This window comes from Brevibacillus agri, from assembly GCF_004117055.1.
Classification (GTDB): Bacteria; Bacillota; Bacilli; order Brevibacillales; family Brevibacillaceae; genus Brevibacillus; species Brevibacillus agri.
In genome coordinates, this window is record NZ_CP026363.1 from 2,875,416 (window position 1) to 2,894,536 (window position 19,121).

Below are 19,121 nucleotides of genomic sequence, written 5' to 3' on the forward strand. Positions count from 1 at the left end.
CCCACCTGACAGTTTGAGCACACGTCATCATTTTCACACCTAATTGCAAATGTTTTTACTGAGCCAAGGATCGTCAAGGGCTTGCGTAGCAAGGGGTTTACCCTTTATCCTTGACGATCCTTGGTGCAGGAAATAAAATGCTACTTTGTGTGAAAAAAAGCATCGTAGGTGGTCAACTCGAAGATGAGCGTTTGCTCCAAAAATGGTCAACTTTTTGATTAGCATTCACATCAATTTGGCTTTTAGGTCAGTCAGTGACTCTTTTAATAGATAGATTTGGTCATCCTTTCTTCTTAATTGCCTCATATAGATCCAGTGTATTAGCAAAAGTATCAGAATAATCAAAAACACAGTCAGGATACTTCCCCATATCACCTTTTCCATATCACACACTTACCCCTTCTTTTAGTGAATCTCGCTGATCGGCAAGGGTTCTCCTAATAAGTATCCTTGCCCTAAATGAACTCCCAATAACTTAGCCATTGCTAAATTGGTTGGCTCTTCAATCCCTTCCAATATCAATTTCATGTTTTTTTGCTGGCAAAGCTTCAAGAGCATCTGAATCTCGTTTTGTTTTTTAATTGAAGCGGAAAGTTTCACGGCATAATATCGATCCAATTTCACAAAGTCTGGCTCAAGTTCAATGACAGTCTGCAACGATGACTCCCCTTTACCGAAATCATCAATTGCAATGGCATACCCCTTATCCTTCAAAAGATGTACCACTTTTAGCCAGAGCATGATGAACGGAGCAAATATCCAAGTCATACAATCTGTTTTTTTCAATTGCCAAACGAAAAAACAATTCGGGATTTTTGAAAAACTTGCAACGTAACAAAGCTTCATACCCGAATACTTTCCAATTTTCCATTACATACAGCGGTTGGAAAACATGTTGAAACATTTTCTTTCGTATGATGTCCTCTAAAAGATTTCCATTTTCGTCTGACGTGGTAAAAACTCCCAATCTTTTCACTTGAATCACCAGTTATAAAAGAGGATAGCGCTAAAGGCATGGGTATTTAAACCCATTATACGACTTTATTCGCCTTTTTTCGACGTTTTTTGCAAAAAAATAATACTTATAGTATATCATCGTTTTATTTTTTATATCTATTGTCTCTTGGGGGAGCCTAAGACTAAAGATACAGTTACCTAAGAGGTGGTAGAATGAGTGACTTGCCAAAGCTTATTGGGGAAAGGATTCGAAAATACCGCAAAGCAAAGGGATTGAGCCAAGAGGAATTAGCCCACTTAGCCAATCTCCACACTACATATATTGGGCAATTGGAACGTGGAGAAAAAAACGCCACTTTGGGGAGTGTAGAAAAGGTGGCAAACGCCCTGGGGATTCCGTTAGAAAATCTTTTTCGGTCAATCCACTCTAATCCAGATTCTCAAGAGTATACATTGTCCCGAATCGTCACCCGCTTGCAAACAAGGAGCATTGAGGATCAAAAAATCTTCCTCAAGTTACTAGATCTATTGCTGGACTGGAAAGATCTGTGAAAAACAGTCGTTTAGCAAGTATTCTTGAAATGTCAAAAAAAGGCGGAACCACATTCTCCGACCCTCTATTTCATATTGCGTATTCAACATCATTAAGTTTTGCTTGTATCTCGTCCACTGTGGTTACTGCCCCCTCCACTTCAAACTAAGTTTGAGCAAATTTACAATAATCGGAGACTAAACGGGATCCCCATGCCCTAATATTCTGTCAATTTGTACCGCCTGTTATTTCGGACAGTCTCCGCCGATTCCAGCAAACGAAATAAGTAAGAGGAAACGTTTTGCTTCCCGTTCGATCGCGTTTTCCGGATGAAGCCGGCTCATCGCGTACTCGTCGATTGTCAAGCTTTGCTGCGGCGCTGGCCGAGCGAAGATGAGCTGGAGCAATTCAAAGGGCAGATCGCTTTCCAGCAGTTGCTGTGCTCCCTGTTCGAGCAAACGCGAACGGTAGAAGAAGAGGACTCGGCGGCTGCAATCGAGCGTTCGATTGAGTATTTGCACGAGCATTACGCCGAAGAGCTGACCGTGCAGCAATTGGCGAGGCAAGCGAATCTCAGCGTTCGTCAGTTTACCCGTTTGTTCAAAAGGGCGACGGGAAAAAGCCCGATCGGTTACTTGACCGCCTACCGCATCAACCGCTCGAAGGAAGAACTGCTTAGCGGCGGCGAGCTGTTGCATACGATTTCGCGCAACAGCGGATTCAAAGACACCCATTATTTCAATCGGCGGTTCAAACAAATCGTCGGCCTTCCCCCGAAACAATATGCGCGCTTTCGGGGCTACGATACGAAAATCGTCACGCTGCACTATGTGGGCCTACGACGCGATTACGCTGGAATGGCAACTGGAGATGGTTGACCGTCTCTTATTCGATTTACCAATGACTGGGGTGGGTCCATCATGAGCAATGGCAAGAAGCAGTTGAAGCTGTCTACTTCGCTCATTACGCCGGGTTCTTCCGGCGGGGGCTGGCGGGATCAGGCGGCACAGCCGGAACGAATCCTGGACTTTGCCTTTTATCGTGAGCTGGCGCGAACGGCAGAGGAAGGCAAGCTCGACTATATTTTTCAACCGGATAAATATACGGTATCAGCGAACAGCCCCGAGGAACTGCGCCGGGGGATAAACATTTGGCCCGAGCCGTTGACGTTGCTGTCTGCCCTTGCAGGTGCGACTTCGCATATCGGCTTGTCTGCGACGGTGTCGACGACCTACCATGAGCCGTTCCATGTCGCGCGCATGCTGGCGACGCTCGACCATCTGAGCGGCGGCCGCGCTTCCTGGAACGTCGTCACCTCGATTGGCGATCTGGACGCGCACAACTTTCGCAACGATCACCGCCCGCGACACGAGCAGCGGCACGCGCATTCCGAGGAATTTCTCGATGTGGTAAAAGCACTGTGGGACAGTTGGGAGGACGATGCGATCAAGATAGACCGGGAAGCGGGCGATTTCGCCGATCCTGGCAAAATTCATGCGTTGCATCACGAAGGGACGTGGTTTTCCGTGCGCGGTCCGCTGAACGTGGCAAGGCCGATTCAAGGGCATCCTGTCATTGTCCAGGCGGGGCGGTCCGATACGTTCAAGGAACGGTCGGCCCAGGGGGCAGACGTCGTGTTCACCGCTTTACGCACCTTGCCGGAAGCGCAATCGTTTTATTTCGACCTGAAACGGCGCTTGGCCAAATACGGCCGGCCTGAGTCTGATCTGCTGCTGATGCCGCCGCAATCGCTGGACGATCTCGTTCATTACGTGATCCCCGAACTGCAAAACCGCGGCATTTTTCGCACGGAATACAGCGGTAATACGCTGCGTGAACATCTCGGCTTGCCGCGCCCGTCCAATCGCTTCGTCGTCCGCTGACGGGAAAAAACGAGGGTGACGCCTTTTCCAAACCGGAGAGCCATCCAAAAGTGCCATTGGCGATGGAAAAGAGCGAGAAAATCGTCAGTTTTTCGAAACCGGGGAGCAAAAAAGGGTGCTCATCGGGGGCTGGGGGCTTTTCGCCAGTTTTCGCCGTTCTTTTAAATGCGTGCGTTATGCGTTACGGTATGCGCCTGAGAAAGAGTGCAAACGGAAAAGCCTGTCAGCTCCAAGGGGATGAGGCCCCAAGAGCTGGCAGGCTGTTTTTGCTTGCAAATGTTCGGCTGTTCGGCAACGGCTTGAGACTGCGCGCTGATGTTTGGCTACTTTTTTCTCCCTTTTGGCCATCTGAACGGCGGAACGTATTTGACCATCGTCTCAAACATTACGCCCCACTGCTCCTCGCTTAAAGACTCCACCCGCAAATCCGCTGTTCCCTTCAGGTTTCGCTTTAAATGCGTGATTTGCGGAGGGGTAAAAATGCCCCGAACAGCGTCGTCGATCGCTGCCTTTGGCGCTTTCAGGATGTGTTCGGCAAGTCGGTGGAAAAGGACGTGATGTTTCAGCGGGACAAGCGGCTTTGCTTTTCGCGTAATGGAAAGAATGGCCGAATCCACCTTCGGAGGGGGAGCGAAACATTCCCTCGGCACGGTTTTTACGTAACAAATGTCAAACCACATTCTCCAGGCGGCCACATACGCATCTTTGACCGCTTTGGCTGTAAATCTTTTGGCGGCTCCTTTTTCCATAACGAGAACGCCTCTCTGAAAGCCGCTCGCCGGGTGGTTTAACAGCATTTTCATGATCGGAGTCGTGATGGAATAGGGGATGTTGGACACGACAACAAAGTTTTCTTTGGGAAGCTGCAGCTTTACGATATCTTGCTGAATGATCGTCACATTCCCGTTGTGCGCTGTTTTTAGCTTCAAAGTTTCGATCAGGCGGCCCTCTCCAATTGGAAATCACGGGCACTCTGCCTGTGATGGAGAGCAAACGGAAGAAGACCTCCGCGTACGCCAATTTACGCGTAAGTGGCCATAGCGAAACAAGATCCCCTGTGCCATACGAAAAGAAAAGGGGAAATGTGCATAACAAAAGAAAGGCAGTATGATCTACCTTTCTACACCTTGCCGTATATTTCATGCAAAATGAAGATTATTAAAAGAAGGCAGACTAATCCCGTTTACCCTGCTCACACAAGCAGAGCCTTTGAATATACAATTACTTATTCAAAGTCAGGGAACGTAGTCTCATATAATCCATCTTTTAATAATCCTCTTTCGAAATTTTTTACATACATTTACAATGTAGCATCATCTTTGCAGGGGAGTCAACACCATTTGCGTGTTTGACCCAAGAAATGGCCTCGCATGAGCTTTTAACCAGGGGGTTAAACCGCTTTTTGGGCTTGTGGTGCATGTCTATGCGGAAGAAGGAAAAGAAAAAACCTTGCATCAGCAAGGCTTTCAAAAGCTTTTGTATGGAGCGGGTGATGGGAATCGAACCCACGCCGCTAGCTTGGGAAGCTAGAGTTCTACCATTGAACTACACCCGCAAAACGTCGAGACTGGCTTGTCCTGTTTGTTACACACAGTGAAAATGTTTCATTCCTCTGTTATTTATTATAGCAGCAGCATCCTCCAAGTCAAGGAAAAGATATCCATAAAGGTTTGCTTGGGGCAAAAAAAGACGGAAAATGTTACGCCAGCCTGTTCGTCGGGCTGTTGTCGATGGGGGATGCAGGTCTGACAGGCAACGATGCGTTCCGTGTTGTCTCGGATATCCAGCATAGCTTCTATTATCAACGGCTCTGTTAAAACGGCGGTGTTGAGTTGATAGGCAAGCAAAACGAAACCCCACAGACGAATGGTGGGGTGTATGTCGTTTAAAAGCTTGTCAAAAGCTTGCGAGCGATATCCGTTCGCTTTCTCATCATGGCCCGTACGCGAAAAATTACGATAATGCTTTTATCATGTTGTACCACTTCTCTCCGGCATGTTCAGAACTGGAGAGCCCCTTGTTGACATAACCATGCTTTTCGTAATAGCCAATTAAGTTTTCTTTGCAGGTAAGGGTGATCGTTTCACGATGTTTCTGTCTTGCTTCTTGTTCCAGGTGCATCAGCAGCTTTGCTGCGATGCCGTGCTTTTGAAACTGCGGGTGGACCGCCAGTCCCAGGATGCTTTGATGCCCGCCGGTTGCCGGGTTTTTCTTTATATGCGTAAACAAATCGTCGGTTATGTAGGCGGTTTCGATGACGGGGCCGTTAATTAACCCTACAATTTCCCCGTTTTCTTCGGCAACATAAAAGCTATCTGGAATCATCTGAATCCGCTTTGCAAACGCCGCTTTCGTTGCCGCCTCTTCTTCCGAAAAACAGAGCTGTTCAATGACGACAAGCTGCGGCAAATCTTCCATCTGGACATTTCGAATGTGGAACACGAATACCACCCTTTGCATTTTGGTAGGAAGCAGGCTACTGGTAGAGAGATTTCTCCCTGCCAAAAGCCGACGAAAGACTCACTTTTCCAACGAATAAAAACAGTCATTCACCAGCTTTCCGGCAATTTCCGTATTCTCCGGCACGATTTTATCCAGCTTCATCCCGGCCTTTTCCAAAACGCGCCTGGAAGCGGCGTGCTCTTCCGAACAAACGGCCGTAAACACTTTGAATCCATACGTACTGGCAGCGAAGTCGAAGACGAGCTGGAGCGCTTCGGTAGCATAGCCTTTGCCTTTGTGCGCTTCTACGATGATGAAGCCTGCTTCCGCCGTGAGCGGCTCGCGCCTGCGGGTGCAGAGGCTCATCAGACCGACGTCGCTGCTGGTCGCCGCCTCGCGGATGATCCAGGTGAGCCAATGCGTCGAATCGAGGCTCCACGGAGCGAGCTCTTTTTCGAAGTTGCGGCGAATTTCTTCTTCGCTCATCGCTGCCCCGATGTGTTGCATGAGCGCCGGGTTGGAGTAAATGGAGCGGATCAGCTCCCAATCGGTTGGGGCCAGTTTGCTCAAGGTGAGGTGCGCACTGAAAAGTTGCTCGTTCATCGGATTCTCCTTTGGGGGCGGTAGAGTAGTCGACAAAGCTGCCGGCGATACGGACGCAGCTTTGTTGAATGGCTCGCAAGCTGCTCAAGGACAGGAACAGGGATGGTCTTTCGGGGAACGCCGGACACATCCAGCCAGACATCGAGCGAAGCTTCTTCCCAGGCGGCGCGGAGATATTGTGCTGGCTTGCACGAAGTTGGACAAATTGGTCAGCAAATTCGCTCGCAGAATGGATTTCTTCCATTGATTGCGTTCGGATGCGGGGACAGCAATGACAGATAAACGCTTCGCTATTGTTCTTTTCGAAAAAGACTTTTTATCGCTTCAACGCCAATCGCGAGTCCGAAGAAGGCCAGGAAGAGAACGCCTACTACGTTGAGAATGGCGAGGAGAGCCTCGACAAAGTCAATCCGATGCCTCGGTTCAAACAGGAGAAACAGGACGCCTGTCAACAATCCCGCCCCTAAATAAGCCAGTCTTTTCATAAAAAAGCCTCCTCTCTGCCTTACGATATATAGGGTATCATTTTCCAAGAGGGAATGGAATAAAAAGGGAGATTTTTTGGCCTTTGGCAGTCCGAAGGGAACGAGCGACGCACTGCTTGCGTATTTGGGAGATAGTGGTAATATTAAAAAGGAATTCTGTCTTCTGGAAAAATATTCAGCCTGGCAATGGGGCTGCATCAAGAGAGAGAAAGGGGGCTGGAACTGTGCTGGATTTTGGCGCTGTCGCTTTGGAATGGAACACAATGCTGGTCCAATTGATCGTTTTCCTCCCGGTGCTGCTGTTTTACGCGTTTGTCATTTATGCGATAGGGAAAACGCTCAGTTTCATGAAAACAAAAATACAGCTTGACCGCGAGCGCAATCAAAAGCTCGATGAACTGCTTGAGAGCCAAAGACGTACGCAAAAGTAAACGGCTGGGATATCAAGGAAAGCAACATGGAGAAAAGCAAGCGATTGATACCCGCTTAGAAAAGGCGTCCCTCGCCATGGGCAACAGCAGGTGCGCCAGCAAGATCGAAAAAACGCCGCTTTTTGCCTCTTCCGATAGACACGGCCAGGCCAAATGACAGAATCGTTGCAAGCTAATGAAACCTGGGAAGAGGATGGCGTTTCGATGCAAAACGTAGACTTTACAGAAGCTGCACCAATATTTGAACGATCTTTCCGCAAGTGTCCGGCAAGCAGGCGACGTAACAGGCCATTCCTTGTCGGAGGTGACGAGGCAGCTCGCTTCGCTGCAGGAGCAAATCCAGACCACGAATTACTTGCTGACGGGCTTATTGATGCTGCACGTCGCTTTCCTCGTTGTTTTGATCTGGAAAAAGAGCAAGTAACGAGGCAAAAAGCCGCGCGTTTCGGTTCTATGCGCCGATTCCGGGGGCGATTTGCAACTGGGAGACGAGCGCCGTGCAGCGAATAAGAGCGAAGACGAAAAAGCAAGTGATAAAAGAGCGGGCAAAACACTACTGCCGAAAATGAAAGCAAGTCCATGAAAGCAAAAAAGAGCAGAGGGAGCCTGCTCTTTTTTTACTAGCCAAGAAGAGAGAAACAGTCGCATCGACAGGAAGGCAACGAAGGCTGCACCAAAGCCCCAAAAGATGGACGAAGCTACATTCCGCACACGGAGGGGCAAGCATTCGTTCCTGCCCTGCGGAAGCGCGCCTACAAAAAGCGAACGAGCGCCTGCACGAACTTTTCCAAATAAAGCTGATCGACTTCGTCAAATCGGTTTTTTCGCGGGCTGTCGATGTCGAGCACGCCGAGAAGCTGGCCGTCTTTTATGATCGGCACGACGATTTCCGATTCGGATGCGGCGTCGCAGGCGATATGGCCGGGGAACAAGTGCACATCTTCCACGCGAACAGTTTCCCGCTTCTCCGCCGCGGTGCCGCATACGCCTTTGCCAAACGGAATGCGCACGCACGCAGGCAGCCCCTGGAACGGTCCAAGCACCAGCTCATTCCCATCATTGAGGTAAAAGCCGACCCAGTTTACTTCCTCGAAAAATTGGTTCAGCAAAGCGGCGGCGTTTGCCAGATTGGCGACCTGGTTGGATTCGCCTGCAAGCAGCGCTTCTAGCTGTTTGATGACCAGTTCGTAGTTTTCTTCTTTTTTTCCTTGAAACTTTTCGAGTTTGAACATGAAAGCTACCTCCCACCCGCTGAGCATCTGTTGATCTACTCCGCCATTATAAACCATCCGGGTGAGAAATGGCTCCGGCAAATTCGCCGAGAGTATGCGGCTGGCCCCAAGTTTTGCTAGAAGCTGGTAGAGAGCTCTAGTACAATGAAGGGAGATATACCGAATTTTCTCGTGGGCAAGGCATGGATAGGAGGCAAAAGACAGCATGGAAAAAGCGACATTTGCCGGAGGGTGCTTCTGGTGCATGGTTACTCCGTTTGAAGAGTTGCCAGGGATCGGAGGCATCGTCTCGGGTTATACAGGGGGCTCGGTCGAGAACCCGACCTACGAACAGGTCAAAACGGGGCAGACCGGGCACTGGGAAGCGGTTCAAATTACGTTCGACCCGGAGCTGTTCCCTTATGAGAGACTGCTCGAGCTGTATTGGCAGCAAATTGTTCCGACAGATCCTGACGGGCAGTTTCATGATCGCGGCAGCCAGTATCGCACAGCCATTTTTACGCACAATGAAAAACAGCACGAACTGGCAGTCCAGTCCAAAAAAGCGCTGGAGGCGAGCGGCCGCTTCTCGAAGCCGATTGTCACGGAAATTTTGCCTGCTGCTCCGTTTTATCCGGCAGAAGAATACCACCAGGGCTACCACAAGAAAAATCCGAAGCATTACAAGGAAGACCGCGAGAAATCCGGGCGCGACGCGTACATTCAGGAGCATTGGAAGGAAACGACATAAGCGCGGCAGCAAAAACAGCACAGTAGCAGAGCCGAACAGGCTGCTGGCAGTCCCCGTCTTTTGGCAAAAGGCGGGTTTTTTTGTTCGCTCATCCAAACGACTCTTAGCGAACGCTTCGGCCAAGCCAGGTGTGTGATCTGGAGCGCCGTTCGTACGTGCTGCTGCCGACCGCCCGATACAGCTCTGTCTCCTTCGTCGTGCAAGCTTTTTCGAACGGCACCGTTTAGAGTACAAACAGGCCGCTAAACCACGGCAACGCAAAATAGACGAGCGCACACACGAGTAGAAACAACATCGTTTTTAACAGCATGCCTGCCAAAAAGCTGTCAGTGGGCAGGCTGCGCTCGATCAGCCTTTCGAATGCGAGAAAAAGCGTGATAGCCAGACAAGCGAGCAGGCCAAAGCCGATGAACGGTCCCATCTAGCAGACACCTCCCGGAAATTTCAACAGCGCCTTCCTTCTCTTTACGTCTAGTGTCCATGCCGGTGGATTTCGGCTTCAACCCCGGAAAAGTCCCAAAAGATCGAGAAGATGAGCAACCCGATAGCCAGGACATACAGCCATCTGATTCGGTAAGACGGTGACGCGACAATCAATACCCAGGCGATGAAAAGCAGCCAAAGGATTCCGTTGCTTATAATATCGTCGAACATAGGCGAAGATCCCTCCCCATGGACAATACGGTTTTGGGGATTTTTGGTTACAGGAGAGGGGGAGAAGCGACGCGCCATGGCAAGCGGAGTGTCAGCGAAAATCTTTCCACGTAAAATCAATGCTCAGGTGGCCGATGTACCTCTCTTTGATTGCGACCTTTCCTTTGGTGGCCAGCTCCGGCTTGCGAAAGCAGACGAGGTCTTCGTGATAGCCGAACATGCGGCATATCTCCGGACGAAACGAATGAATGCCGCACTGATCTTTGTTCATGTCATAAAAAATACAGGTTCCGCTAAAGCGGGGCTGCTGCTCCAAGTTTTCGCGCAGCTTTTTCGGCATGGCCTTCAGCTTCTTATGTATGTGCTTGCGCTCTTTTTCCGTGATCGGCACAGGACCGCAGCATAAGCCTTTGCAGTCTTGGCATGGCAGTGTATTCACAAAAGCACAACCTTTCTATCTGTTCTTTGCTGTTTGTTGTGTAAAGAATAGTATGAAAGGTTTATTTTGAATTGTAAATAAAAATAATTCCATCTTATCACAAAATGAAATTTTTGTCAATGTGCAATTTGTTTTAAAAGTTGCCATTTGCGGCGAGAAAAAAGGGCGGCCAGCACGGAGTCGGCGAACAGCGACAAGGCGAAAATTACAAAAGCAGCCTTTGACCAGATAGAAAACGGGATGACGTATGACGAAGTGAAAAACATCATCGGCGGAGAAGGTGAGCTGCTCTCCGAAGCGGGCAATAAAGGAGAGCAATTTCATGCCGTGGTCTACATGTACGAAGGGGAAGCGGCAGGCAGCAACGCCAGCTTTACCTTTCTGGATGGCAAGCTGCAAGTCAAAGGCCAATATGGGCTGAAATAAACCAAACCCGTCTTTGCAGCAAGCGCAAACGACGGGTTTTTCTTCCCAGGATGTTCTGTACGGCTCGTTAACGCGGATCTTCCGTTACCAGCGCGATGGCAAAGCCGTCGTAGCCTTTGCTGCCGACCGTTTGAATTGCGGTCGCGCTAACCGTCGGCTTGTTTGCGACCAGATCGGCGAATTGCCGGACGCCGACAATGTTCGGATCGCTGGTGGCTTCGTCGACGACGGCACCTTTGCGCACCACGTTATCGGTAATGATGACGCTGCCTTTTCGCGAGAACTTCAGCGCCCAGCGGAAGTAGTCCGGATTGTTTTTCTTGTCGGCGTCGATGAAGATGAGGTCAAACGGTCCCTGTTTTTCATCCGCGAGCGCAGAAAGGCTGTCCAAGGCGTCTCCAAGCCTGATCTCGACCACCGATTCCAGCCCGGCACGGGCGATGTTGGCTTTGGCCACCTCGGCATGCTTCGGTGCCGCTTCCAGCGTGATGAGCCGACCGTCGGCAGGTAAGGCGCGGGCTAGCCAAATCGTACTGTAGCCGCCCAGTGTCCCGATCTCCAAAATCGTCCGGGCTCCCTGGATTCGTGCCAGCAGATGGAGAAATTTTCCCTGATTGGGCGCGACGTCGATAGGCGGGAGGCCAGCGGAAGCGTTGTTTTCCAGCACGGCTTCCAGGATCGGATCGGCTGAAACGAATTTTTGCGTAAAATACTCGTCTACGGCTGTCCATTGTTCGCGATTCATGGTTTCCCTCCTTTTTATGACAAGGCTACGAAAAGAGCATATGGCAAAAACAGCATATCATAAAAGCTGCATCGTCGAAATATTGGAAATGCAAAGGCGATTTCAGCGCAAGAAATTGAGGAAGCCAACGACGATGAGAAAGCCCAGAAACGCTATGATTCCGTAAACCAAATACGTTGGCAGCCTGTCAAAGCCTCCCGTCGCTGCTTCAGCTTCGTGCTCTCGCGCGCCAATGGACGAAGCATTCCCCCCGGAAGGATTCGCGGCGCCCGACTCGTGACCTGGACGAACGGATGGCTGCTTGGGAGTCGACAAAACGATCCCGACGATCAAGAGAAAAAGGCTTGCCGCCAGAAAAAAGGTCACAAAGCCGTTGGTGAACAGGGAGGGAAGCTCCGGCTGCGTGGGAAACTGCCCGGTGGCAGAGGCGGCTTGCATTTGCCCGATCCAGATGTAGTAGGCGAGCATTCTTTCAAGCGTGTAGAGCAACCCGCTGGCTAGAAACAAAATCGTGCTGAGCGTATAGGCATGCTTTGCGGTCAATGGATTTGCACTCACTTTCTGTCAACGACAATTATTGGAGGTACGTCATGTAGATGGCTGCGAAAAAGCATGTGGCTGCACTAAAGGAGAGCAGCGCGGTAGCCATCCTGGAAAGCGGGTGGTTGTGCTTGCTTGGAAACCAGCTAGATTGCTGCAGCCGATTGCGGTAGTAAACGAGCAGGAGGAGAAACAAGGCGGCGTGCGCCAAAAAAATGCCTTCCCCCGGCGCTTGTTCGGGAAAAAACAAGGTGACCACCGGGCCTGTCACCACCAAAAAAATGGCCATGCAAATCAGTATGCGAATGATTTCCAAAAAAAATCGAAACAAAATGAGCATCGTTATCACCATGTACATTGTAACATAATTGGATATTTTGAGGAATAATGGTATTTGTTATGGAGCCTTACGGAAAAATAGAGGAAACAATTGCGTCCGTTACCATTATTTTCGCATGGTATTATCGTCCAATTCTAGCGATAATAGAAAAGTAATCCAAGCTAGCTAGTATAATCCAACTTGGGGATTCGATGCGTTCGACTGAATTTATGCAGATAGGTCGACGCTATTTTTTTGTTCCATACATAGGTATAATTACCTAAAATTGATCGTTGTTTAGGGGAAGATCGTACTTTATGATTAGATCATTCACGTATGACATATGCGTACTACCCCGTACGCCCCGGCCGGAAGTTGCGGCTGGGATTTTTTTTGCCGTCCGGCATCCAATGATCTCCTATCGCGTTTTGACGCGCTTTTGGTATATTCTATACGAGGACTCACAATGTTCTTGGGGTCCGCGGTGGCTCAAAAATGCAGAGGAGCCACCGCTTTTTTTATACAGATTCTTATCCAGTATGAGGGCAACTAAAGCCTTGCCAATGTCTTGGCGCAGCCAAGTTTTTTGCTGCGACGAAAGCCTTACTTGCAACAAAAGCGAGCCATACATATTCAGGTCTTTTGTACCATACTTTCGGCTGTACGTTGGCGAGAACTTGCCATGGAAGGATCGCGCATTCATACATGCTCCATTTCCGGTCATCCTAAAGAAAGGGAAAATTGATCTGGAGGTGTTTCGCATGCGAACGATCCTTGCTGTTTTGGCGCTTGTCTTGGCGATTACGGGCTGCACGGGCAAGAACAACGCGCAAACCCAGCAGAAAAACGACGCGGAGCCGTTGTGCACTCCGGCGCCCGTGCGCCATACCGAATGGGAGGAGCAGGCAAAGGCGATTGCAGGCAGGGTGGATGGCATTGACGAAGTGGCAGCCGTCCACATCGACAAAGACCTGAACCTGGCGATCAAGGTGAGCAATTTCAACCGCTTTCGGCTGGAGTCGATTGAAAAAGAAGTCTCTGGCAAGCTGAAGGAGGCTTTTCCGGATTCAAAAATCCACGTGACCTCTGACAAGAAGCTGTTTATGGATTTGCAAGCGATGAGCGGCGCTCCGTGGCCAACGGATGTCAAGGAAGCGTGCCAGAAAAAGAAAGCGAGCAAAAAGCTGGAAAAGAAAATGAAAGGGTAATAGCGGTCTAGCGCCTCGGCTTGCCAAAAAGGTGGCCGAGGCTTTTTGCGGTCGGTGAACAAGCAGGCGAGGCGAACGGTTGCCGATGAACAACGCATCGAGGGCAAAAGAAAAACTCCCGGGATGGGAGTTGGATTCGTTTAATAGCAATCGCCATGAACACGGTCACGGTCATGATCGCGGTCACGATGCAAGTCGACGCCGCGCAGCTCGTCTTTCGCTTTCTCAACCAGCACTTGATAATCCCTTACCACTTCGGTCAGGGCAGAAACGGATTCTTTGTAATCCGGCTCATTACAAATCCCATCAATGGCCCGATGGAGGTGGTACATTTTATCTTCGGTTTTGCGGATAAATTCTACCCAATCCATTCCGTTCATAAAAATACCTCCTTTCCTTGCCTTAGGCTTTACCCGATGACAGAGAAGTATGCAACGATTTGTCTGGCAGCCTGCGCAAGAGCGGATAAAATCATTTTTTTCGACACTTTGTCTTACCATGTTTATCTCTTTACTATGGAAATAAACTTGCCTAGTGCGTAATATAAGAGGATGGGATTTTTCGTTGAGCCGTGAGAGAAGATCCGTGGAGCGTTTTCGGAAGCGAATGAGGTGGAGAGTGTGGATGTTTTAGCAAGAGTAAACAAGTCATTGGAAAAAATAATGCCGGTATTGACCCCGAGCAGTGTGGCGATTGGCGTGTTGGCCGGGACTCATCTTCAGCCCTATGCCTTTTTGTCGCCGTGGGTGTTTGCCTTTATGACCTTTGCCGGGAGTTTGGGAGCGGGGTTCAAGGAATTTGCCAAAGTATTGACACGGCCGCTGCCGCTCGTCGTCAATTTGCTGATTTTGCATGCGCTGATGCCGTTTATCGCCTGGGGAGTGGCTCATCTGCTCTACCCGGACGACATGCATGTCGTCACAGGCTTTTTGTTGGCCGCACTTATACCGACCGGGATCTCCAGCTTTCTCTGGTCGTCGATTTACATGGGCAATATTGCCCTGACGCTTTCGATTATTTTGCTAGATACGATGATTTCGCCGCTTGTCGTTCCGTTTGGCATGTACGTTTTGCTCGGGGCAAAGGTGGAGATGGACACGTGGGACATGATGCAGGGGCTGTTTTACATGATTGTGCTGCCGTCGCTTGCCGGGATGCTGCTGCATCATTTTTCGCAGGGGAGGGTCAAAAAGACGTTGGCTCCCAAGCTCGCTCCGTTTTCCAAGCTGGGCATGGGTGTCGTCGTTGCCATCAACAGCTCGATGGTCGCAAGCTATTTCCACGCCTTTGATGCCAGGCTGCTGGGAATGGCGCTGGTCGTGCTTTTCCTCGCGATTTTGGGCTACCTGCTCGGGTGGTGGATCTCCCGGCTCTTTGGCTGGGAGCGCGATGTGATCGTGACCTTGACCTTTAACAGCGGGATGCGCAACATCAGTGCCGGAGCGGTCATGGCGATTACGTATTTCCCGGCGACAGTCGCGCTGCCTGTCGTGCTCGGGATGCTGTTCCAGCAGACGCTCGCTTCCACCTTTGGCAAGTTTTTGGACGTCGTGGAGAAAACACCGAAAAAAATCACCCAGGAAGCCGCGCAGTAGAAAGCAGGGAAATCCTGCTTTTTTTTATTGCTTGTTCGCATGTTGTTCGTATATAATACATACAAACGTACGTTCGAGGTGAGGCTTTTGCTGGAGACAATAGTTGTGCCCGTCCACAATGTGATGAAGCGGGTTCCGGTGCTGACAACTGTACATCTTCGTGTCTACAAAATGCTGGAGAACGGAATAGAGATCAACACAATCGCGGCGGATCGCCAGATGAGGCGCGCCGTCAACGATTTGTGCAGGTTAGGGTGGGTGAAAGCAAGTGGGGATCGGAACTAGCTATGCGGGACGGCAAGCTTCCCGGCAGCGCACTACTCCGCCGGGGGTCACGAAGCAGGAGCGCGAATCGTTTTTGTATTTGCTTCGCGACTCGGGCATGGAGGATTACGCGGTGACGGTAAGCTGGTGGGTTTCGTTGGACGGCGAGTGCGGCAACACGCAAAGCATGTGGGGCGTGGTCAAGTGGGTCGATCCGAAAGCGCGCAAAGTCCAGTTGGTCAACGAAACGAGAAGCGAATGGATTGAGCTGGAGCAGATCGTGAATGTGCGCGGCTGAGCTTGGAGTTTTAGCGGCAGGCACAAAAGAAGGAGGGCGACTATGCCCTCCTTTTTCGTTTGGATGAGGAAGTAAAAAGATATTATGTAAGAAAACCTAACACGAAATCAAGAAAATTGCCAAAAAGCGTTGACAATCGACCGTGATATGTTAGTATATATTACATAGCATGCATTCTCTCCACTTCCTATCTTCGACCCAGAAATGGGTCCTTTTTTTTGCCCGGATAGCTTGCCTATTGCGGATAAGGCTTGCCCTCGCCCTTGAACAGCTTGCTCACCATCTGGTACAGACGGCCCGGCATGTTCGGGAACACGAACGAATACTGATCGGCTCCCTCCTTTAGCAAAGCGACAGGGGCTTCGATCGTGTAAGGAATTTTCATCAAGTCGAGCATTTTTTTGTACTCATCCACCATGGCGTGATCGACTGTATAGTAAAACGATTTGGAAGGGTTCATTTGTGCACGCTCCTTTTCCATATTGTAGCATAGGAAGGCGTTTGTTTGAACGAGACATAATATTTATTATGTTAACTAAATGACCGTATGAACGACAAAAAACACTCTGCTGTCAGGCAAACAGAGTGTTTTTACGCGTGCGCATGCAAGGGACGGGACCGCCTAGCTGCTGAAAAAACTTCTGCTGGAGTGCTTCCGCTTGTAGTGGGAGCTGCCGTAATGGGAGTGCCCATGCCCGTGCCGATGTCCGTGGCTGGAACCGTATCCTTTGCGATACTTGTAGTCGCTGCTGCTGTATTTCCGGTATTTGTGGGAAGAAGTCGAGTGATTACCCAGTAAATTTTTCAATAGCTTTTTTAACATCTCCATCACTCCCAGTCGTCGTGTAGGATCGGTTTATATTCGTATTTACGAATATGCTTGGCAATCGTTTCAGTTCCCTGCGAATTTTTCGGGAAAAACAGGTCCGATCCGGTCAATCCGGTTCGTCCAGATACCGTCCGTAAACGTAGCAGGCACCCGGTCGAGGTCAGCAGGCGTATCGAAGCCTGCGGAAAAATCGCCGCTTCCGGCTACAAGGATGGCGCGCGTATTTACTGCTTCCATTCTCGCCATGAAACGGTTCGGCCAACCCCACAGCCATGGCGCGATTTGATCGGGAATGTGGAGCTGGGTGTGGGCGCAGGCGTCGGGAACGTAACCGGACCAGCCCGCCGCTATGTACGGGATCAGACAGCTTTTCATCGTATCCATCGAGATGACGCGCAGCTCCGGGATTTGGCTCTTCACGGCGGCGATCGGCTCGTCGCCTCCGTAGACTGTCAGCTTTTCCAGCCGTTCTTTTGGCAGAGCCTGCAAGGCGTCCGCGAGCGCCTGTCCTTCGTTTGGATCATTGCTCTTGATATGGATGAGCAGAGACTCGTCGGGGAACGCTTTGAGCACATCGGTTAACGACGGCATCAGCCCGATGCCTTTTCCGCGAAACGGATAGGTGCGTCCTCCGTCTGCCGTATAGTTGTAGCCGATATCGAGCTTCTGCAGGTCGGCCAGGGTAAAATCTCTGGTGACGCCGTCGCCGTTCGTGCGACAGCCGAGCGTCCAGTCGTGGAACACGGCAAATTGCCCGTCTTTCGTCCAGTGGACGTCAAATTCCACGACGTCGGCACCTGCTGCGAAGGCGGCTTTCATGGACGGCAGCGTGTTTTCCAGATACGGATGCTCCGGCGGGTAAATTCGTTCGGCTGTACACGTCTCGTTCGTCAGCCCTTCCATGTGAAAGGTCTGCGTCATTCCGCGGTGGGCGAGCAAAAAGGGAGAGCCGGCAGGCGGAGCAGCCAGGTAGGAGCTGTTGACGAAAAAGACGTAGGCGACAAACAAAAGCGGGATCCAGACCACTTTTTTGCGGTACCATTGCTTGCGCGGTCTGTTATCGGAAGTGGACATGACTTGTAATCCTCCAGCGTCGTGACTTTTTGTGCGTTCATTCTATCAAAATGCGGACGCAAGCGGAAATCCTTTTTCGCCGGAGAGAGCAGGGGTTGGCATGGAGGAAAAAGACTGGCAAAATAGATGAATAATTGAAACCAGAATGGACAGAGCAGGGGGATTCCATGAAAATAGCGCTACACCAGATCGCCTATCAGATCGGGATGCACCCGGCAGAGATGGCGAAGCTGGTCTACGAAGGAGAAGTCACGGGCGAAGTGCCTGACCGCAACCCGCAAGCGAAGGATGCGTGGGTAGATTTGCATTCGTTGAAAAACTTCATTGAATGGAAGTTCGATCAGGGCGCCTTCGACCAGATGTTTTTCGATAAAGCCATGCGCCATCTCAACAAGGCGATGGGGAAAAAATAAAGCGGTGCGACAAGGGAGAGAACACAACATGCAGCCATCGATCATTTATTGTATGTGCCCAAAAGCTTATTGGGAGAAATGGGCGGACAAAGACCATTACCTGCCTCGCGACTACGAGCAGGAAGGGTTCATTCACGCCACAAAAGGCGAGGAGCTGCTCGGCAAGGTAGCAGACCGGGTGTACGGCGCGTTCGATGAGGAGTTGTACGTGCTCGTCGTGGACGAGACAAAATCGCCTTCGCCCGTGAAGTACGAGCAGGCCAAGGACGGGCTTTTGTATCCGCACATTTACGGCCCGCTCCATCGCGAGGCGATAGTAGACGTGAGGCGCATGCTGAAAACAGACGGGCACTGGCACATCGGTCCGTCCATCCGCTAATGCCCTATCCGTTCCAGTTGAACTGCGCGAGCAAATCCAGCACCTCGCGACGCTTGGCTGGCGGCAACTTGTCGAGCCTGCGCAGCAAGAGGGCGATTCGTTTGCGCTGCTCGCTTTCGCCGGAAGACTCGGCGCGCTTGCTCACCCATTGGCGTTTGAGCCGGACAGGGTCTGTCTCCGCTATGATCCGCAGCAGCTTTCGTTCCAGAAAATCCAGAGAAGCCATGTGAAAAACCTTCTTTTTCGCAAAGTCCGTTCTCTCTATCCTATCATACATAATTGTTCCGCGAACGAAGCACAATGGTACAGGTAGTGAATCATACTGGCAAAGTGAGGAGTGTTTTTCATGGCAAAACCGGACGATCGTTCTGACAACGCAGCCAAGCTGCAAGAAATGCTGCAAAACACGGAAGAGAGCATTCGCGAGTCGGAAGATTACCTGGCGGCACACGCGGGCGAGATTTCCGAAGAGGAATGAGCGAACATCGAGGCGAAAAACCAGCGCCGTGCAGAGAGCATCGAAGGGTTCCGCTCCGAGATTAAAGACGAAGTTTCCCAAAGTGAATAACGTGCTCATCAACGCCTGTCGCTGTCCATTGCGGCAGGCGTTTTTCACATTAGGCCGACAAAAGTGCAACAAAAC

Annotated in this window: 27 protein-coding genes, 1 tRNA gene and 2 pseudogenes; 13 read left to right on the top strand and 17 right to left on the bottom strand. The window is 50.4% G+C overall.

What is annotated here, in order from left to right; genetic code table 11:
• Positions 1–405: 405 nt before the first annotated feature.
• On the bottom strand, positions 406–846 hold the full coding sequence (locus BA6348_RS14410; RefSeq protein WP_007781794.1) for an EAL domain-containing protein: 441 nt from the start codon (positions 844–846) through the stop codon (positions 406–408).
• 324 nt (positions 847–1,170) lie between these two features.
• Here BA6348_RS14410 and BA6348_RS14415 point away from each other — a divergent pair, with 324 nt between their 5' ends.
• From BA6348_RS14415 to BA6348_RS14425, 3 genes are all read left to right on the top strand, one after another.
• Positions 1,171–1,509: a helix-turn-helix domain-containing protein gene (locus tag BA6348_RS14415; RefSeq protein WP_005836684.1), complete on the top strand. Its 339-nt coding sequence runs from the start codon at positions 1,171–1,173 to the stop codon at positions 1,507–1,509.
• A 309-nt stretch (positions 1,510–1,818) separates the two neighbouring features.
• Positions 1,819–2,367: a helix-turn-helix domain-containing protein gene (locus BA6348_RS14420; protein WP_122952732.1), complete on the top strand. Its 549-nt coding sequence runs from the start codon at positions 1,819–1,821 to the stop codon at positions 2,365–2,367.
• 42 nt (positions 2,368–2,409) lie between these two features.
• Complete coding sequence (locus BA6348_RS14425; RefSeq protein WP_122952733.1) at positions 2,410–3,372, top strand: NtaA/DmoA family FMN-dependent monooxygenase; 963 nt, start codon at positions 2,410–2,412, stop codon at positions 3,370–3,372.
• Between the two features lie 323 nt (positions 3,373–3,695).
• On the opposite strand, the pseudogene BA6348_RS14430 reads toward BA6348_RS14425, so the two are convergent.
• From BA6348_RS14430 to BA6348_RS14450, 5 genes and pseudogenes are all read right to left on the bottom strand, one after another.
• Positions 3,696–4,310: pseudogene (locus BA6348_RS14430) on the bottom strand (23S rRNA (adenine(2058)-N(6))-methyltransferase Erm(C)); the annotation flags it as partial.
• A gap of 543 nt (positions 4,311–4,853) precedes the next feature.
• A tRNA-Gly gene (locus tag BA6348_RS14435) sits at positions 4,854–4,927 on the bottom strand.
• A gap of 398 nt (positions 4,928–5,325) precedes the next feature.
• A complete protein-coding gene (locus tag BA6348_RS14440) occupies positions 5,326–5,814 on the bottom strand; it encodes a GNAT family N-acetyltransferase (RefSeq protein WP_081414716.1) in 489 nt (162 codons plus the stop codon).
• A 78-nt stretch (positions 5,815–5,892) separates the two neighbouring features.
• Entirely contained in the window at positions 5,893–6,417 is a 525-nt protein-coding gene (locus BA6348_RS14445) for a GNAT family N-acetyltransferase (RefSeq protein WP_005834815.1), read from the bottom strand.
• 290 nt (positions 6,418–6,707) lie between these two features.
• On the bottom strand, positions 6,708–6,902 hold the full coding sequence (locus tag BA6348_RS14450) for a hypothetical protein (RefSeq protein ID WP_005834816.1): 195 nt from the start codon (positions 6,900–6,902) through the stop codon (positions 6,708–6,710).
• A gap of 224 nt (positions 6,903–7,126) precedes the next feature.
• On the opposite strand from BA6348_RS14450, the gene BA6348_RS14455 reads away from it, so the two are divergent.
• Positions 7,127–7,333 carry a hypothetical protein gene (locus tag BA6348_RS14455; protein WP_026557257.1) on the top strand — a complete coding sequence of 69 codons (207 nt, stop codon included), beginning with the start codon at positions 7,127–7,129 and terminating at the stop codon, positions 7,331–7,333.
• A gap of 241 nt (positions 7,334–7,574) precedes the next feature.
• Positions 7,575–7,757, top strand: a complete 183-nt coding sequence (locus BA6348_RS14460; protein ID WP_122952735.1) for a hypothetical protein — start codon at positions 7,575–7,577, stop codon at positions 7,755–7,757.
• 328 nt (positions 7,758–8,085) lie between these two features.
• Here the strand turns inward: BA6348_RS14460 and BA6348_RS14465 are convergent, their stop codons facing one another.
• The gene (locus tag BA6348_RS14465; protein WP_005834822.1) at positions 8,086–8,565 is read right to left on the bottom strand and encodes a GAF domain-containing protein; all 480 of its coding nucleotides are present in this window, start codon (positions 8,563–8,565) and stop codon (positions 8,086–8,088) included.
• 205 nt (positions 8,566–8,770) lie between these two features.
• On the opposite strand from BA6348_RS14465, the gene msrA reads away from it, so the two are divergent.
• Positions 8,771–9,295: a peptide-methionine (S)-S-oxide reductase MsrA gene (gene msrA, locus BA6348_RS14470; RefSeq protein ID WP_122952736.1), complete on the top strand. Its 525-nt coding sequence runs from the start codon at positions 8,771–8,773 to the stop codon at positions 9,293–9,295.
• Between the two features lie 223 nt (positions 9,296–9,518).
• Here msrA and BA6348_RS14475 read toward each other — a convergent pair whose 3' ends face one another.
• Positions 9,519–9,716: a hypothetical protein gene (locus BA6348_RS14475; RefSeq protein WP_005834826.1), complete on the bottom strand. Its 198-nt coding sequence runs from the start codon at positions 9,714–9,716 to the stop codon at positions 9,519–9,521.
• A 324-nt stretch (positions 9,717–10,040) separates the two neighbouring features.
• The gene (locus BA6348_RS14485; protein WP_007781960.1) at positions 10,041–10,388 is read right to left on the bottom strand and encodes a YkgJ family cysteine cluster protein; all 348 of its coding nucleotides are present in this window, start codon (positions 10,386–10,388) and stop codon (positions 10,041–10,043) included.
• 147 nt (positions 10,389–10,535) lie between these two features.
• Between BA6348_RS14485 and BA6348_RS14490 the strand changes: the two genes are divergently transcribed.
• Positions 10,536–10,814, top strand: a complete 279-nt coding sequence (locus tag BA6348_RS14490; RefSeq protein WP_005834830.1) for a DUF3862 domain-containing protein — start codon at positions 10,536–10,538, stop codon at positions 10,812–10,814.
• A gap of 67 nt (positions 10,815–10,881) precedes the next feature.
• Here the strand turns inward: BA6348_RS14490 and BA6348_RS14495 are convergent, their stop codons facing one another.
• The 3 genes from BA6348_RS14495 to BA6348_RS14505 form a co-directional block, all read right to left on the bottom strand.
• A complete protein-coding gene (locus BA6348_RS14495; protein ID WP_005834832.1) occupies positions 10,882–11,559 on the bottom strand; it encodes an O-methyltransferase in 678 nt (225 codons plus the stop codon).
• 102 nt (positions 11,560–11,661) lie between these two features.
• Positions 11,662–12,102: a hypothetical protein gene (locus BA6348_RS14500; protein ID WP_005834833.1), complete on the bottom strand. Its 441-nt coding sequence runs from the start codon at positions 12,100–12,102 to the stop codon at positions 11,662–11,664.
• A 31-nt stretch (positions 12,103–12,133) separates the two neighbouring features.
• Positions 12,134–12,430, bottom strand: coding sequence for a hypothetical protein (locus tag BA6348_RS14505; RefSeq protein WP_148039194.1), 297 nt, complete (start codon positions 12,428–12,430; stop codon positions 12,134–12,136).
• 749 nt (positions 12,431–13,179) lie between these two features.
• Here BA6348_RS14505 and BA6348_RS14510 point away from each other — a divergent pair.
• Positions 13,180–13,626 (top strand): YhcN/YlaJ family sporulation lipoprotein, encoded by a 447-nt coding sequence (locus BA6348_RS14510; RefSeq protein WP_005834837.1) that lies wholly within the window; start codon positions 13,180–13,182, stop codon positions 13,624–13,626.
• A 140-nt stretch (positions 13,627–13,766) separates the two neighbouring features.
• Here the strand turns inward: BA6348_RS14510 and BA6348_RS14515 are convergent, their stop codons facing one another.
• Positions 13,767–14,006, bottom strand: coding sequence for a hypothetical protein (locus BA6348_RS14515; protein ID WP_005834838.1), 240 nt, complete (start codon positions 14,004–14,006; stop codon positions 13,767–13,769).
• Between the two features lie 282 nt (positions 14,007–14,288).
• Here BA6348_RS14515 and BA6348_RS14520 point away from each other — a divergent pair, with 282 nt between their 5' ends.
• Both BA6348_RS14520 and BA6348_RS14530 read left to right on the top strand, forming a co-directional pair.
• The gene (locus BA6348_RS14520) at positions 14,289–15,221 is read left to right on the top strand and encodes a bile acid:sodium symporter family protein (protein ID WP_242507353.1); all 933 of its coding nucleotides are present in this window, start codon (positions 14,289–14,291) and stop codon (positions 15,219–15,221) included.
• 268 nt (positions 15,222–15,489) lie between these two features.
• Positions 15,490–15,783: a YolD-like family protein gene (locus tag BA6348_RS14530; RefSeq protein WP_122952739.1), complete on the top strand. Its 294-nt coding sequence runs from the start codon at positions 15,490–15,492 to the stop codon at positions 15,781–15,783.
• Between the two features lie 235 nt (positions 15,784–16,018).
• On the opposite strand, the gene BA6348_RS14535 is transcribed toward BA6348_RS14530, so the two are convergent.
• The 3 genes from BA6348_RS14535 to BA6348_RS14545 form a co-directional block, all read right to left on the bottom strand.
• The gene (locus BA6348_RS14535) at positions 16,019–16,243 is read right to left on the bottom strand and encodes a hypothetical protein (RefSeq protein WP_122952740.1); all 225 of its coding nucleotides are present in this window, start codon (positions 16,241–16,243) and stop codon (positions 16,019–16,021) included.
• Positions 16,244–16,405: 162 nt separating this feature from the next.
• Positions 16,406–16,606, bottom strand: coding sequence for a hypothetical protein (locus tag BA6348_RS14540; protein ID WP_007781980.1), 201 nt, complete (start codon positions 16,604–16,606; stop codon positions 16,406–16,408).
• A 69-nt stretch (positions 16,607–16,675) separates the two neighbouring features.
• The gene (locus BA6348_RS14545) at positions 16,676–17,686 is read right to left on the bottom strand and encodes a glycerophosphodiester phosphodiesterase family protein (RefSeq protein ID WP_122952741.1); all 1,011 of its coding nucleotides are present in this window, start codon (positions 17,684–17,686) and stop codon (positions 16,676–16,678) included.
• Between the two features lie 167 nt (positions 17,687–17,853).
• On the opposite strand from BA6348_RS14545, the gene BA6348_RS14550 reads away from it, so the two are divergent.
• Together BA6348_RS14550 and BA6348_RS14555 are read left to right on the top strand one after the other, a co-directional pair.
• A complete protein-coding gene (locus BA6348_RS14550; RefSeq protein WP_005834849.1) occupies positions 17,854–18,099 on the top strand; it encodes a hypothetical protein in 246 nt (81 codons plus the stop codon).
• Positions 18,100–18,127: 28 nt separating this feature from the next.
• On the top strand, positions 18,128–18,478 hold the full coding sequence (locus BA6348_RS14555; protein WP_007781987.1) for a DUF952 domain-containing protein: 351 nt from the start codon (positions 18,128–18,130) through the stop codon (positions 18,476–18,478).
• Positions 18,479–18,482: 4 nt separating this feature from the next.
• Here the strand turns inward: BA6348_RS14555 and BA6348_RS14560 are convergent, their stop codons facing one another.
• On the bottom strand, positions 18,483–18,704 hold the full coding sequence (locus BA6348_RS14560; protein ID WP_005834853.1) for a hypothetical protein: 222 nt from the start codon (positions 18,702–18,704) through the stop codon (positions 18,483–18,485).
• Between the two features lie 120 nt (positions 18,705–18,824).
• Here BA6348_RS14560 and tlp point away from each other — a divergent pair.
• Positions 18,825–19,046 (top strand): annotated as a pseudogene (gene tlp / locus BA6348_RS14565) (small acid-soluble spore protein Tlp).
• Positions 19,047–19,121 lie beyond the last annotated feature (75 nt).

Bases quoted from the DNA above. Each gene is read 5' to 3' on its own strand.
- BA6348_RS14465 (WP_005834822.1), bottom strand. From the start codon at position 8,565: ATGTTCAAACTCGAAAAGTTTCAAGGAAAAAAAGAAGAAAACTACGAA.
- BA6348_RS14515 (WP_005834838.1), bottom strand. From the start codon at position 14,006: ATGAACGGAATGGATTGGGTAGAATTTATCCGCAAAACCGAAGATAAA.
- BA6348_RS14510 (WP_005834837.1), top strand. From the start codon at position 13,180: ATGCGAACGATCCTTGCTGTTTTGGCGCTTGTCTTGGCGATTACGGGC.
- BA6348_RS14545 (WP_122952741.1), bottom strand. From the start codon at position 17,686: ATGTCCACTTCCGATAACAGACCGCGCAAGCAATGGTACCGCAAAAAA.
- BA6348_RS14420 (WP_122952732.1), top strand. From the start codon at position 1,819: ATGAAGCCGGCTCATCGCGTACTCGTCGATTGTCAAGCTTTGCTGCGG.
- BA6348_RS14425 (WP_122952733.1), top strand. From the start codon at position 2,410: ATGAGCAATGGCAAGAAGCAGTTGAAGCTGTCTACTTCGCTCATTACG.
- BA6348_RS14555 (WP_007781987.1), top strand. From the start codon at position 18,128: ATGCAGCCATCGATCATTTATTGTATGTGCCCAAAAGCTTATTGGGAG.
- BA6348_RS14415 (WP_005836684.1), top strand. From the start codon at position 1,171: ATGAGTGACTTGCCAAAGCTTATTGGGGAAAGGATTCGAAAATACCGC.
- BA6348_RS14450 (WP_005834816.1), bottom strand. From the start codon at position 6,902: ATGAAAAGACTGGCTTATTTAGGGGCGGGATTGTTGACAGGCGTCCTG.
- BA6348_RS14495 (WP_005834832.1), bottom strand. From the start codon at position 11,559: ATGAATCGCGAACAATGGACAGCCGTAGACGAGTATTTTACGCAAAAA.
- BA6348_RS14535 (WP_122952740.1), bottom strand. From the start codon at position 16,243: ATGAACCCTTCCAAATCGTTTTACTATACAGTCGATCACGCCATGGTG.
- BA6348_RS14410 (WP_007781794.1), bottom strand. From the start codon at position 846: ATGAAGCTTTGTTACGTTGCAAGTTTTTCAAAAATCCCGAATTGTTTT.
- BA6348_RS14475 (WP_005834826.1), bottom strand. From the start codon at position 9,716: ATGGGACCGTTCATCGGCTTTGGCCTGCTCGCTTGTCTGGCTATCACG.
- BA6348_RS14520 (WP_242507353.1), top strand. From the start codon at position 14,289: ATGCCGGTATTGACCCCGAGCAGTGTGGCGATTGGCGTGTTGGCCGGG.
- BA6348_RS14560 (WP_005834853.1), bottom strand. From the start codon at position 18,704: ATGGCTTCTCTGGATTTTCTGGAACGAAAGCTGCTGCGGATCATAGCG.
- BA6348_RS14550 (WP_005834849.1), top strand. From the start codon at position 17,854: ATGAAAATAGCGCTACACCAGATCGCCTATCAGATCGGGATGCACCCG.
- BA6348_RS14445 (WP_005834815.1), bottom strand. From the start codon at position 6,417: ATGAACGAGCAACTTTTCAGTGCGCACCTCACCTTGAGCAAACTGGCC.
- BA6348_RS14540 (WP_007781980.1), bottom strand. From the start codon at position 16,606: ATGTTAAAAAAGCTATTGAAAAATTTACTGGGTAATCACTCGACTTCT.
- msrA (WP_122952736.1), top strand. From the start codon at position 8,771: ATGGAAAAAGCGACATTTGCCGGAGGGTGCTTCTGGTGCATGGTTACT.